The 14,267-nt window shown below is 40.4% G+C and carries 14 protein-coding genes; 10 read left to right on the forward strand and 4 right to left on the reverse strand.

Annotated features, from left to right (window positions below):
• From ftsY to rpoH, 4 genes are all read left to right on the forward strand, one after another.
• A partial coding sequence (ftsY, locus tag OOA_RS12790) for a signal recognition particle-docking protein FtsY (protein ID WP_008912571.1) occupies positions 1-1,191 on the forward strand: 1,191 nt, incomplete at its 5' end.
• A gap of 6 nt (positions 1,192-1,197) precedes the next feature.
• A complete protein-coding gene (gene ftsE / locus OOA_RS12795; protein ID WP_008912572.1) occupies positions 1,198-1,863 on the forward strand; it encodes a cell division ATP-binding protein FtsE in 666 nt (221 codons plus the stop codon).
• The gene (gene ftsX / locus OOA_RS12800) at positions 1,856-2,833 is read left to right on the forward strand and encodes a permease-like cell division protein FtsX (protein ID WP_008912573.1); all 978 of its coding nucleotides are present in this window, start codon (positions 1,856-1,858) and stop codon (positions 2,831-2,833) included. Before ftsE ends, ftsX begins: the two co-directional genes overlap by 8 nt.
• A gap of 206 nt (positions 2,834-3,039) precedes the next feature.
• The gene (gene rpoH / locus OOA_RS12805) at positions 3,040-3,915 is read left to right on the forward strand and encodes an RNA polymerase sigma factor RpoH (protein WP_008912574.1); all 876 of its coding nucleotides are present in this window, start codon (positions 3,040-3,042) and stop codon (positions 3,913-3,915) included.
• A 199-nt stretch (positions 3,916-4,114) separates the two neighbouring features.
• On the opposite strand, the gene OOA_RS12810 is transcribed toward rpoH, so the two are convergent.
• Together OOA_RS12810 and panM are read right to left on the reverse strand one after the other, a co-directional pair.
• Entirely contained in the window at positions 4,115-4,501 is a 387-nt protein-coding gene (locus OOA_RS12810; protein ID WP_008912575.1) for a VOC family protein, read from the reverse strand.
• A 4-nt stretch (positions 4,502-4,505) separates the two neighbouring features.
• The gene (gene panM, locus OOA_RS12815) at positions 4,506-4,910 is read right to left on the reverse strand and encodes an aspartate 1-decarboxylase autocleavage activator PanM (protein WP_008912576.1); all 405 of its coding nucleotides are present in this window, start codon (positions 4,908-4,910) and stop codon (positions 4,506-4,508) included.
• A gap of 502 nt (positions 4,911-5,412) precedes the next feature.
• Here panM and OOA_RS12820 point away from each other — a divergent pair.
• From OOA_RS12820 to livF, 5 genes are all read left to right on the forward strand, one after another.
• Positions 5,413-6,522: a branched-chain amino acid ABC transporter substrate-binding protein gene (locus OOA_RS12820; RefSeq protein WP_008912577.1), complete on the forward strand. Its 1,110-nt coding sequence runs from the start codon at positions 5,413-5,415 to the stop codon at positions 6,520-6,522.
• 213 nt (positions 6,523-6,735) lie between these two features.
• Positions 6,736-7,662, forward strand: a complete 927-nt coding sequence (livH, locus tag OOA_RS12825) for a high-affinity branched-chain amino acid ABC transporter permease LivH (RefSeq protein WP_008912578.1) — start codon at positions 6,736-6,738, stop codon at positions 7,660-7,662.
• Complete coding sequence (locus tag OOA_RS12830) at positions 7,659-8,942, forward strand: high-affinity branched-chain amino acid ABC transporter permease LivM (RefSeq protein WP_008912579.1); 1,284 nt, start codon at positions 7,659-7,661, stop codon at positions 8,940-8,942. Before livH ends, OOA_RS12830 begins: the two co-directional genes overlap by 4 nt.
• A complete protein-coding gene (gene livG / locus OOA_RS12835) occupies positions 8,939-9,718 on the forward strand; it encodes a high-affinity branched-chain amino acid ABC transporter ATP-binding protein LivG (protein WP_008912580.1) in 780 nt (259 codons plus the stop codon). Before OOA_RS12830 ends, livG begins: the two co-directional genes overlap by 4 nt.
• Entirely contained in the window at positions 9,718-10,419 is a 702-nt protein-coding gene (gene livF / locus OOA_RS12840) for a high-affinity branched-chain amino acid ABC transporter ATP-binding protein LivF (protein ID WP_008912581.1), read from the forward strand. Before livG ends, livF begins: the two co-directional genes overlap by 1 nt.
• Before the next feature lie 196 nt (positions 10,420-10,615).
• Here livF and OOA_RS12845 read toward each other — a convergent pair whose 3' ends face one another.
• Together OOA_RS12845 and uraH are read right to left on the reverse strand one after the other, a co-directional pair.
• Entirely contained in the window at positions 10,616-10,825 is a 210-nt protein-coding gene (locus OOA_RS12845) for a hypothetical protein (protein ID WP_008912582.1), read from the reverse strand.
• 572 nt (positions 10,826-11,397) lie between these two features.
• Positions 11,398-11,805, reverse strand: coding sequence for a hydroxyisourate hydrolase (gene uraH, locus OOA_RS12850; RefSeq protein ID WP_008912583.1), 408 nt, complete (start codon positions 11,803-11,805; stop codon positions 11,398-11,400).
• Positions 11,806-12,546: 741 nt separating this feature from the next.
• On the opposite strand from uraH, the gene hutU reads away from it, so the two are divergent.
• Positions 12,547-14,214, forward strand: a complete 1,668-nt coding sequence (gene hutU / locus OOA_RS12855) for a urocanate hydratase (RefSeq protein ID WP_008912584.1) — start codon at positions 12,547-12,549, stop codon at positions 14,212-14,214.
• Positions 14,215-14,267 lie beyond the last annotated feature (53 nt).

Genomic DNA, 14,267 nt, shown 5'->3' on the forward strand with positions numbered 1-14,267 from the left:
GCCGAGCATGATCGTCAAGAAGCACTTCGTTTAGCAGAGGAGCATGCGGAACGCGAACGTCAAGCTGAGCTAGCGGCAATTAAAGCGGCTGAAGAGCAAGCCGAGCATGATCGTCAAGAAGCCATTCGTTTGGCAGAAAAAGAAGCTGAACGTCAAAGACAAGCGGAAGAGCAAGCTAAGCTAGAAGCTCAAGATATTATTGCTTTACGTGATGAAGTTTTTAGTGAGAAAGCCGAAGAATCTAAACAAATTGAACAAGAGAAACCGAAAAAAGAAGGTTTCTTTAGCCGTTTGAAGAAAGGCTTATTAAAAACGCGTCAAAATTTAGGTTCGGGTTTTATTGGCCTGTTTACTGGCAAGAAAATCGATGATGATTTATTTGATGAATTAGAAGAGCAACTGCTGATTGCGGATGTAGGCGTTGAAACGACACGTAAAATTATTAATAACCTGACGGCACACGCAAGCCGTAAAGACTTGAAAAATGCAGAAGCGTTATATGGTAAGTTGCGTGAAGAAATGTCTCATATTCTAGCTGGTGCTGATAAACCACTGGTCATTGAAGACAAAAAACCCTATGTTATTCTTATGGTTGGAGTTAATGGTGTTGGTAAAACGACGACCATCGGTAAATTAGCTCGCCAATATCAATCAGAAGGTAAAACCGTTATGTTAGCCGCGGGGGATACCTTCCGTGCTGCAGCTGTTGAGCAATTACAAGTTTGGGGTGATCGTAACCAAATCCCCGTTGTAGCACAGCATACTGGCGCTGATCCAGCTTCTGTTATTTTTGATGCGATTCAATCAGCTAAAGCAAAAGGTGTTGATGTTCTAATAGCTGATACCGCAGGACGCCTGCAAAATAAAGCGCATTTGATGGAAGAGCTGAAGAAAATTGTCCGCGTCATGAAAAAGCTAGATGAAGAAGCACCACATGAAATCATGTTAACGCTGGATGCAAGTACTGGACAAAATGCTGTCAGTCAGGCGAAACTTTTTAATGAAGCCGTAGGTCTGACAGGTATTACATTGACTAAACTCGATGGTACAGCGAAAGGTGGAGTGATCTTCTCCATTGCTGATCAATTCGGTATTCCTATTCGTTATATCGGAATTGGTGAGGGTATTGAAGATTTACGTCCATTTAAAGCAGATGACTTTATTGAGGCTCTATTTGCCCGAGAGGAATAATTTTCGATGATCCGCTTTGAACACGTCAGTAAAGCTTATCGTGGTGGTCGGCAAGCTCTCCAAGGCGTAGATTTTCATCTACAGCCTGGGGAAATGGCTTTTTTGACTGGCCATTCAGGTGCTGGTAAAAGTACGCTACTCAAACTCATTTGTGGTATTGAGCGACCAAGCGCAGGGCATATACTCTTTAATGGGCACGATATTAGTCGCCTAAAAAATCGGGAGATCCCGTTTTTGCGTCGACAAATCGGGATGATTTTTCAGGATCATCATCTGTTATTTGATCGAACAGTTTATGACAATGTCGCGATGCCCTTGATTATTTCAGGTGCGAGTTCAGAGGATATTCGCAGACGAGTCTCCGCAGCATTGGATAAGGTGGGTTTACTCGATAAAGCGAAAAATCTTCCGATCCAACTATCGGGTGGTGAGCAACAACGAGTAGGAATTGCACGAGCTGTCGTCAATAAACCGACAATGTTACTGGCCGATGAGCCTACGGGAAATCTCGATTGGGAACTCTCCGAAGGGATCATGCGTTTATTTGAAGAGTTTAACCGTGTTGGTGTGACAGTTCTAATGGCAACCCATGATGTTGCACTTATAGAACGACGCAGCTGCCGTGTACTGACTCTGAGCGAAGGAAGAATGATCGGAGGTCAACATGGCTAAGAATGTCCGTAGAGGAAAGCCTGAACGCCCGATGCAGTCAAAAAGTAAGGCGTTAAAAGGTGGATGGCGTGAACAATGGCGTTATGCTTGGTTAAATACGTTAGCTGATATGCTAAGGCAGCCTCTTGCAACGTTCTTAACAGTAATGGTGATTGCAATTTCGCTTGCTCTACCAAGCCTTTGTTATATCGTGTGGAAAAACGTATCTCAAGCAGCGGAACAATGGTACCCAACACCACAATTGACAGTTTATCTGGATAAATCCTTAGATGAACAAGGTGGTCAAAACGTAGTAACACAGCTGCAAGCGCTTGATGGCGTTGATAATGTAAATTATTTATCTCGAGATCAAGCAATGAGTGAATTTCGTAGTTGGTCTGGTTTTAGTACAGCATTAGATATGCTTGAAGAAAACCCACTACCGGCAGTGGCGATTATTACACCAAAACTCAATTTCCAAAGCTCGGATGTTTTATCCACATTGCGCGATAGAGTAAGCCAAGTTAATGGTATTGAAGAGGTTCGTATGGACGATAGTTGGTTTTCTCGTCTAGCGGCATTGACACAGCTTGTCGGGCAAGTTGCCTCAGTTATTGGCATTTTGATGATTGTCTCCCTCTTTTTAGTAATTGGTAATAGTGTACGGCTAAATATTTTTGCTCGTAGAGATACTATTAATGTTATGAAATTGATTGGCGCGACAGATGGTTTTATTATGCGGCCATTTTTACATGGAGGCCTCTTCATGGGCGCCCTTGGTGCTGTGATTTCGCTGATAATGTCATCTTTGCTGGTATGGAAACTGTCGGATGTTGTTACTCAAGTGGCAAGTGTATTTGGCACGCAATTTCATATTGAAGGGCTATTATGGGAAGAGTCATTGCTGGTAATTTTATTGTCAGCAATGATCGGCTGGGTTGCTGCTTGGCTTGCCACGGTTCAACATTTGCGCCATTTTACACCTGAATAATTCAGGTATTCATCGGTACGGCAGCTTGCCGTGCCGATGAATGAATAAAACGGAACTTTTATTATCATCATTTGTCTTACTTTGACCTGCTTTTACAGCACAAGTGTAATATATTTAACTCAATAGAACTGATAGACTATATGTTAACAGTCTCATTTTTTATCATCAAATAATCTCTTTTTCTTTATTTTTCAAAGAGGATCTGCATGACCAAAGATATGCAATCATTAGCACTTGTTCCGCAAGGAAGTATTGAAGCTTATATGCGAGCTGCCAATGCCTACCCTATGCTCACCGCTGAGGAAGAAAAAGAACTTGCTGAACGGCTGCATTACCATGGTGATCTAGACGCGGCAAAGCAACTCATTTTATCCCATTTACGTTTTGTGATTCATGTTGCTCGCAGCTATGCAGGCTATGGGTTACCACAAGCAGACTTAATTCAGGAAGGAAATATTGGCCTGATGAAAGCGGTACGCCGCTTTAACCCTGAGGTTGGAGTTCGCTTGGTTTCTTTTGCTGTTCACTGGATCAAAGCGGAGATCCATGAATATGTTCTACGTAACTGGCGAATTGTAAAAGTTGCGACAACAAAATCTCAACGTAAATTATTCTTTAATTTGAGAAAAAACAAAAAGCGTCTTGGTTGGTTCAATCAGGAAGAAGTTGATATGGTTGCGCAAGAGCTGGGTGTGAGCACCAAAGATGTGCGTGAAATGGAATCACGTATGTCCGCTCAAGATATGGCCTTTGATATGTCTGACGACGATGATAGCGGTGATTTCACGCAGTCGGTTGCACCAGTACTATTTTTACAAGATAAATCATCTGACTTTGCAGGCTCTATCGAAGATGATAACTGGGAAAGTCATGCAACTGACCGCCTTAGTGACGCGTTAGACTCACTTGATGAGCGTAGCCAAGATATTATTCGCGCTCGTTGGCTTGATGATGATAACAAGACAACATTACAAGAATTAGCCGATAAATACGGTGTGTCTGCTGAACGAGTTCGTCAACTCGAAAAAAACGCAATGAAAAAATTACGTGCGGCAATGGAAGAAGACGAAGAAGAATATTAAGTTCTTCGTTTTTTGTTATTCTTATTCGCAATTATTTATTTCCTACACATTGAGCTGTTGTTAGATATATGTGCAGGCGAAGCTCATCATTCGAGTCATATAGTTATCTATACTTCTCGATTTTTTGATTAATAAAGCTTCGCTTGCTGCTCTAATAGGTAACTTAAATTTTTATCTATAAACAAACCTTTCTTAATTTCTAATCACAATATAGTTCTAAAGGTAGCCCATCAGGATCAGCAAAAAAAGTAAATTTTCTGTGTGTATAAGGATCGATTCTAGGTGCTTCGCAGATGATACCTTGTTGATTTAAGTAATCGATCCACTTATCGAGATCATCCACACTAAAAGCCAGATGCCTTAAACCACATGCTTCTGGGTAACTAGGTCTGGTTGGTGGGGTTGGAAAGCTAAATAACTCAATTTGATACAAGCCTTCAAGGGCAAGGTCAGCCTTCCATGAATCTGACTCTGGTCGATAATGTTCTTCTAGTAAAGTGAGTCCAAGAATTTGGCAGTAAAAGTGTTTACTGACGGCATAATTAGAAGCAATGATAGCAATATGATGGATTCGTTTTAGTTTCATTGAGTTAGGCCTTTTTTTCCCATTTATTGCTATCTTGTGTCGTAGTAAAACCACAAGCTAAAAGAAACATTACCAACACGGGTCTTTCTTCTTCAGACACACCGCGTAAGCTAAAAAACCAATGCGTCACTTGAGGCTGCTGGTGGAAAATTTCATCAAGTAAATACAATCCAACACCTCTACGTCGGGTCACGTCACGTACCAAAAAATCATAAATAGTCCCTTGATATTGATCTATCTGAATTTTAGCGGCTCCGAGCAACCGATCATTAAAGCGTGCGGCATAAAATTTTTGCCCTGAAAATAGCAGAGTTTTTATTTGATTTCGACTCTGGTCTGGCCAGATTTTGTACAGGTCAAGATATTGTTGATCAGTAGGATCAACTAAAGGAATAATGGTAAGTTTCATGATGCTTTTATCTATTTCCTTACTTATTTTTCAGTCACTCCTGTCGACAGAGTGATCCATAACCGATTTTTTGATTTTAGAGATAAAGATTTCGTCGCTATTAATATTCCGAGTTTAGCTCGGATTAATTTAAATTTAACTAGAATATAACACTATCATTTATCTAAAACCTACGTAATAACATTAGTTTTTTATTCTGCTTATGATGTAATTACCTACCTTATCCATTTGCTATTTAGCATAATTATCTTGTTTAATGTTATGAAATTTATAGCGTTATTCGCTATTTTTTTAAAATATACCAGTCATTCTTCAAGTTATATGTAAGTGGATAACTCTCAACTAGCTGACTCATATGGTTTATTTATAATTTATGGATCGTTTTTCTTATTGCTTGCATGTAACTCAAGAATAATAAGTCTCAATCCTTACTAACTAATAATCATAATAATCTACAAAAAACCAAACACAAACACTCAGAATCATAGATAGGGACGGCAGAATGATAAAAATGAATAAAGCATTATTAGCGGGTTGTATCGCGATGGCATTTAGCCAATCGGTCTGGGCTAAAGAGATCAAAATTGCAGTTGTTGGTGCTATGTCAGGGCCTGTAGCCCAGTATGGTGATATGGAATTTATGGGCGCTCGTCAAGCCGTTGCTGATATTAATGCTAAAGGCGGTATCAATGGCGATACTCTTGTTGCTGTTGAATATGATGATGCTTGTGATCCGAAACAAGCTGTCGCCGTCGCTAACAAAGTGATCAACGATGGTATTCGTTATGTTATTGGCCATCTTTGCTCTTCTTCTACACAGCCAGCATCTGACATCTATGAAGATGAAGGTATTATCATGATCACTCCTGCTGCAACAAATGCAGACTTAACCACTCGTGGTTATCAGCTGATCATGCGTACAACTGGTCTTGATTCAGACCAAGGGCCAACTGCGGCTAAATATATTGTTGATGAAATCAAGCCAAAGCGTATTGCAGTTGTTCATGATAAGCAGCAATACGGTGAAGGTTTAGCGCGCTCAGTACGTGATAGTTTGAATAAAGCAGGTGTCAAAGAAGTGATGTTTGAAGGTGTGACTGCTGGTGATAAAGATTTCTCTGCTCTCGTCGCTAAATTGAAAAAAGAGAACGTTGATTTTGTTTACTTTGGTGGCTACTACCCAGAAATGGGACAGATTTTACGTCAGGCAAAACAGTCGGGTCTTAATATACGGTTTATGGGACCTGAAGGCGTTGGTAACTCTTCACTCTCAAATATCGCTGGTGATGCTTCTGAAGGTATGTTGGTGACTCTACCTAAACGCTATGATCAAGTACCAACTAACCAACCTATTGTGGATGCACTTAAAGCGAAAAAAGAAGATCCAACGGGGCCATTTGTTTGGACAACTTATGCCGCAATTCAAGGGCTGACGACAGCAATGGAGCGTACGGGCAGTCGTGAACCAGAAGATCTCGCCAAAGATCTGAAGGCTAATCCAGTTGATACTGTAATGGGATCTTTGTCTTGGCAGCCTAATGGCGATCTGAAAGGCTTTGAATTCGGTGTATTTGAGTGGCATGCAGATGGCACGTCAACTGCGGTGAAATAGCCGTTATTGCCGAAATAGAGACAGATACCGAGAGTGAGCTTGCTGACTCTCGGTTTATGCTCTCAATACCCAGAATAAACACAGTTGTATGTAGACTATCAGTGAAGATATCGCTACTAAGTCAATGAGTTAGATTACGAGATAGAGTCAGTGACGATGCAGCTTTAAGTATGACGGGGATATAGAGAGTCAGTAGTATGAAAGGATAGTCGTATGTCAGATCAAATTCTTTATTTTATCCAACAGTTTCTTAATGGCTTAACATTAGGTAGCACCTATGCGTTGATCGCTATCGGCTACACAATGGTTTACGGCATTATCGGAATGATTAACTTTGCCCATGGCGAAGTATACATGATAGGTAGCTATGTCTCCTTCATTGTGATCGCAGGCTTGATGATGTTAGGCATTGATATTGGTTGGATCCTTGTGGCAGCTGCATTTGTGGCGGCAATCGTGGTTTCCAGTTCTTATGGTTGGAGTATAGAGCGTGTAGCTTATCGGCCAGTTCGTCATTCCAAAAGATTGATTGCGCTTATTTCCGCGATCGGAATGTCAATATTCCTACAAAACTATGTCAGCCTTTCACAAGGCTCACGTGATTTAGCACTGCCTAGCTTGATCACTGGCCAATGGGTGTTAGGCGAAAGTGATGGGTTCGAGGCAACAGTTACTAAAATGCAGCTCACTATCTGGGTTGTGACGTTACTGTCTATGTTGGCTCTTACCTTATTTATTCGCTATTCGCGTATGGGAAGGGCTTGTCGTGCTTGTGCTGAAGATCTAAAAATGGCGAGTTTGCTCGGTATTAATACCGACCGTGTTATTTCATTAACTTTCGTGATTGGTGCAACCATGGCTGCGGTAGCTGGGGTTCTGCTTGGTCAATTTTATGGTGTTATTAACCCATATATTGGCTTTATGGCAGGTATGAAAGCCTTTACAGCGGCAGTACTTGGTGGAATTGGCAGCATACCGGGAGCCATGTTAGGTGGCTTGATCCTTGGTGTTGCTGAAGCCATGACATCAGCTTATTTAAGCACTGAATATAAAGATGTTGTGTCATTCGGGTTATTGATTGGTGTATTACTAATCATGCCAACCGGCATTCTGGGACGTCCGGAGGTCGAAAAGGTATGAGAAAAGAAAATTGGATTAATGCGATTGTCGCTTCGGTAACTTTTTTTATTCTCGCCGTGTTTATGATGGGATTACAACTCACGCTTGATGGTACAAAATTAGTGGTCACAAGCGGGGATTCAGTTCGTTGGAATTGGATTTTTGCAGGCATTGCCATTATTTTTATTTTTCAGTTAGTACGCCCATCTCTTGCAAGAGTGTGGAAAGGTGTTCCCACAAAATCATGGGCAATCCCTGATTTTGATGGCTCGACGGCTAGGCAAAAAATTCTTGCCATCGTTATTATTATCGCGGCTATTGCGTGGCCTTTTGTGGTTTCCCGAGGTAGCGTAGATATCGCAACACTGACACTTATCTATGTGATGCTAGGCCTTGGCTTGAACGTAGTTGTGGGGCTTTCAGGATTGTTGGTTTTAGGCTATGCAGGGTTCTACGCGATTGGTGCCTATACCTTTGGATTACTTAATCACTATTACGGGTTTGGTTTCTGGCAGAGCTTACCCATTGCAGGCCTAACTGCAGCATTTGCGGGATTCTTGCTTGGTTTCCCTGTGCTACGGCTACGAGGGGATTATTTAGCGATTGTGACTTTAGGTTTCGGTGAAATTGTCCGTATTTTACTGCTTAATAATACTGAAATCACAGGGGGGCCAAATGGGATCAGTCAATTACCTAAGCCGACTTTCTTTGGCCTGGAGTTTAGTCGAACAGCGAAGGATGGTTGGGATACATTCCATAATTTCTTTGGCATAGACTATAACGCAGGCGATAGGATCATATTCCTGTACTTTGTTGCGCTGCTATTGGTTGTATTAACGCTGTTTGTGATCAATCGATTACTCCGTATGCCTCTGGGACGTGCGTGGGAAGCATTAAGGGAAGATGAAATTGCCTGTCGCTCTTTAGGCTTGTCACCAACTCGGATCAAACTGACCGCATTTACTATCAGCGCGGCCTTTGCGGGTTTTGCTGGAACATTATTCGCGGCACGCCAAGGATTTATTAGCCCTGAATCATTTACCTTTGTTGAATCCGCCTTTGTACTTGCGATCGTCGTTCTCGGTGGTATGGGATCTCAAACATCGGTTATTTTGGCGGCGATTATATTGGTCGTTTCACGAGAAATGATGCGTGATCTTAATGCTTATAGCATGCTATTACTCGGTGCTTTGATGGTCTTAATGATGATCTGGCGTCCACAAGGTTTATTACCAATGAAACGCCGCCAAATGAAGTTGAAAAAGACAGACCAAATAGATAGTGAAGGGGAAAAAGCATGAGTACATCTTTAACCCCGATATTACAAGTTAGTGGTTTAACCATGCGATTTGGTGGCTTGCTGGCGGTCAATAATGTCGAACTTACCTTGAACCAAGGTGAGATTGTTTCATTAATTGGTCCTAACGGCGCAGGTAAAACGACTATTTTTAACTGTTTGACTGGCTTTTATAAACCAACGGGTGGCTCAATCTTATATCGTGAAAAGCACTTAGAAGGTCTGACTGGGCAGGCTATTGCTCGCCTTGGTGTTATTCGTACCTTTCAGCATGTACGCTTGTTTAAAGAGATGACGGTGATTGAGAACCTATTAGTTGCTCAACATCAGCATCTAAAAAGCGGGATTTTTTCTGGATTACTAAAAACCCCTGCATTTCGTAGAGCAGAGTCAGAAGCCATAGATCACGCCGTTAAATGGCTTGAAAGAGTCGATTTATTGCAGTTTGCTAACCGTCAAGCGGGCAGCCTGGCCTATGGTCAGCAACGCCGATTAGAAATAGCACGTTGCATGGTGACGCGGCCGGAGATCTTAATGCTAGATGAACCTGCTGCGGGATTAAATCCCAAAGAAACTAACGATCTTGATGAGTTGATCGCCGAGCTTCGATCTCATCATCAAGTCTCTATTTTGTTGATTGAGCATGATATGAAGTTAGTGATGGGGATCTCTGATAGGATCTATGTCGTAAACCAAGGAACGCCACTGGCAAATGGAACGCCTGATCAAATTCGTCAGCATCCTGATGTGATCAAGGCTTATTTGGGAGAAGCTTACTGATGTTAGAATTTAAACAAGTTTCTGCCCATTATGGGAAAATTCAAGCGTTACATCAGGTTAGTTTGAATATCCAAAAAGGGGAAATAGTGACGCTGATTGGCGCTAACGGGGCAGGCAAAACGACTCTGCTCAGTACGCTTTGTGGCGATCCTCGTGCATCAGAAGGGCAAATCCTCTACCGTGATGTGGATATCACGCAGTTACCGACAGCCAAAATTATGCGTGAAGATATTGCTATTGTACCGGAAGGTCGACGGGTATTTTCTCGCATGACAGTTGAAGAGAATTTGGCAATGGGGGGATTTTTTGCCACTCGTCAGCAATATCAGCAGCGGATTGAGCGCGTTTATACGTTATTCCCTCGCTTACAAGAACGACGCAGTCAGCGGTCGGGAACGATGTCTGGTGGTGAGCAACAGATGTTAGCAATTGGGCGAGCATTGATGAGCCAGCCTGAATTACTGTTACTTGATGAGCCATCCTTAGGTTTAGCACCGATTATTATTATGCAAATCTTTGATACTATCTTGCGGCTACGTGAAGAAGGTATGACCATTTTCCTCGTCGAACAAAATGCGAATCAGGCATTAAAGCTTGCAGATCGAGGTTATGTACTCGAAAACGGACATGTTGTATTAGAAGATAGCGGGAAAGCATTATTGGCAAATGAAGCAGTACGCAGTGCATATTTAGGCGGCTAGCTATTATTTATAACGCCCAATATTTAACTGATTTATATTGGGCGTTTTAATTTTTATAACTCGTTATTTAATTAAATATAAAATGTAAATAAATATAGATAATTAAAATATATTATCTTATTTACATAAAAAAATTATTCTATTATTAGAAATGTCGATAATATTATTGATTTATATCTTAAATTATAATTGTGTTTTATTTTGTTAATGTGGCTGTTACAGAGTCATAATTTTCCATGCGAGCTGTAATTATTTTATATTTTGATCCGGACTCTTCTGTTATTTTAGATTTTTTCTCTTCTGCTGAGGTAACGGTTGTTCCCCAAGATGAGATAGTCTCTGCAAAACGACCAAAAGAGATAATAGATAAAGTTGAAGCTAAAAGTGATTTTTTAATATTATTCATATTAAGATACTTCGTTAATAATTAAAACTTCTATATTTCGGATTGATTGAATTGTACATTTTTCGTCAAATTCTAAACCTTCCATACCCGCTAAATCTATAGCTCCAATGATTCCATTATTATATTTAACAGAAACATCACCACTGAGTAAAAGTAATTCATTTGTTGTATTTAAATTACTTGATTCAGTATCTGATTGAGCTTTTTCATTAGTGTACTTGTTTCAGTTTTAGTTGATAGAGATGTGCATGCTTTACGTTGTGAGGCGATTATATTATGTAGGCCTACATTATTATCTCTCATGACGACAACTTAATTACCTACCCATCTACGACTGAAGCTACACCAAATTTTCCATCTGTATGTATGGCATTGAACAAGCGTTTTAGTTGCTAACTTATTCACTAATTTTAAATGAATATCATATTTAGATAATACTGACTGGAGGACATAGATATGCTCTATATGCTACATAAAAATATAAGATATAATTTCCATTTAATATTATTTTAGTCCATTCATTATATGATTAGTGCTACTGATAAACATAATGACTAACTATTGATGTTATTTTAACTACCACGATAAGTTGAATATCCATATTGGCTTAATAATAGCGGGATATGATAATGTTCTTCTGTATTACTGATGTTGAATTCAACAGGAATTTCGGGAAAGAAACTATTTTGTTTATTATCTGAAAAATAGTTTCCTGTTTTAAATGTAACTCTATATTCTCCGATTTCAGTTTTTATATTATCTGGCCATAATTTTTTTATGCGACCATCTTTATCTGTTTTATCTGAATTTAAAACTTTCCAATTATTAGATTGCTTTTGTTCTAATGTGACTTTAACTCCTGGTGCTGGTTTTCCTGTCTGTTGATTAAGAATATGGACACTTAAAGTATCTGCAGCTTGGGCAAGCGCTGGCACAGTTATGGCAGATAAACAAATAGCTGATAATAAGTATTTTTTCATTTCTCTATTTCCTTTATTAATATTTTATTATGTTTGTCAATTCAGGGTTATATTACAAAAATATTTATTATAAATAGTGACAATAACATTACAATTTAGTCATGTTGGTATTATTTTTTGCATAAATAACACGACAGGATGATTTATCATATTCGCAACTTATGAAAGGCACCGTCAAAAATCATGGGAACATATGCCAACAAGATATTCTTGATTTACGATTGAGCAAATTTTTGCAATATGGCTCAACAGTTCTGTTACTTCCACTGTTCTTATGACTATTTATTCATTTTAAGAATAATTCATAAAAGAGACTTTATTGCTATCCCCCCTGATAATTTTAACCCATTCTAGTAATGTGAAGCCCCTCGCATTTCGGCTATTTACTTGTTTCTGTTTACAAAACCAATTGTATATACAACATCTGTTGGATAAACAGCAATCTACTGTTTGTTGTATAGCTAATGACCCACCGTTTTCTCTAATCTTTGTATAAAAATTCAAATTTAAATGTATATACTTTGTGAATTAAATGTATATATATTTAAAGGGTGGACGTAAACAGATAAGTTTTAAATGATAAAAAATCAGCAGTGATGGAATTTTAACTTATTGAATTTTAAGTGTCTTTGTAAGATTTTTAAACGGTGAGTTTATCAGTGAAAAAACAATGACTCATTATAAATATCATTGATTGTTATTGAAGTGTTAAATTAAATGGGTGAATAGGGGGATATACCAATGTTAAATCGTACTGACTCTGCACGTGTTATCCGTGCACCGCACGGCAGTGAAGTAACGTGTAAAAGCTGGCTGACTGAAGCCGTGTACCGCATGATCCAAAATAACCTTGACCCGGATGTTGCTGAGCATCCACAGAGCTTAGTGGTATATGGTGGTATTGGTCGTGCAGCTCGTAACTGGGAATGCTATGACAAGATCTTAGATGTCTTAAAAACACTTGAAGATGATCAAACCTTGCTCGTGCAGTCAGGTAAACCGGTTGGTGTTTTCCCTACTCATCCAGATGCCCCTCGCGTATTAATTGCTAACTCAAATATTGTCCCACATTGGGCTAATTGGGATCATTTCAACGAGTTAGATAAAAAAGGCCTGATGATGTACGGCCAAATGACGGCGGGGTCTTGGATTTATATTGGCTCGCAAGGGATTGTGCAAGGAACTTACGAGACGTTTATTTCTTTAGCAAAACAACACTTTAATGGCAATCCCGCGGGTCGTTGGATCTTAACGGGGGGTCTTGGTGGAATGGGGGGCGCACAGCCACTTGCAGCAACAATGGCTGGTTTTAGCATGATTGCAGTTGAGTGTGACGAAAGCCGTATCGATTTTCGCTTAAGAACAGGTTATGTCGATAAAAAAGCCACTTCGATTGATGAGGCTCTGCAATATCTTGAAGAAGCCAAAAGTAACGGAACGCCAGTTTCTGTTGGCTTACTTGGAAATGCCGCAGATATCTACAGTGAGCTGGTTAAACGTAACATTATCCCTGATTCAGTTACCGATCAAACCAGTGCGCACGATCCCATTCATGGATACCTGCCACAAGGTTGGACATTAAGCGAATGGCGTGAAAAACAGCAAAGTGCGCCTGCTGCAGTCACTAAAGCGGCTAAAAAGACTATGGCTGTTCAGGTTGAAGCCATGCTTGCTATGCAAAAGAAAGGTTCAGCAGCATTTGACTACGGTAATAACATTCGTCAAATGGCAAAAGATGAAGATGTTAGTAATGCCTTTGATTTTCCTGGATTTGTACCTGCTTATATCCGCCCTCTATTCTGTGAAGGGATCGGTCCATTTCGTTGGGTAGCACTCTCGGGTGATCCGGAAGATATTTATAAAACAGATCAAAAAGTCAAAGAGCTGATCCCTGATGATAAGCACCTCCATAATTGGTTGGATATGGCCCGTGAGCGTATTGCATTCCAAGGTCTACCAGCACGTATCTGCTGGGTGGGATTGAAAGATCGCGAAAGATTAGGCCGTGCTTTTAATGAGATGGTGAAAACTGGCGAGCTAAAAGCGCCTATCGTGATCGGGCGTGATCACTTAGATTCAGGATCGGTAGCGAGCCCACATCGTGAAACAGAATCGATGAAAGATGGTTCAGATGCGGTTTCTGATTGGCCGTTACTGAATGCATTATTGAATACGGCAGGCGGCGCGACATGGGTCAGTTTGCATCATGGTGGTGGTGTTGGTATGGGCTTTTCGCAGCATGCAGGCGTTGTGATTGTATGTGATGGAACTGAGGCTGCGGATAAACGCTTAGCTCGCGTTTTACACAATGACCCAGCAACTGGGGTTATGCGCCATGCGGATGCTGGTTATGACATCGCAATTAACTGTGCAAAACAGCAGGGCCTTAATTTGCCTATGGTGAAGTAGCGTCTTTTCCGGCCTAGGGGCTATTGACCTTTAAAGGTCAGTTCTTATTCGAA

It is taken from the genome of Providencia burhodogranariea DSM 19968 (assembly GCF_000314855.2).
GTDB lineage: Bacteria > Pseudomonadota > Gammaproteobacteria > Enterobacterales > Enterobacteriaceae > Providencia > Providencia burhodogranariea.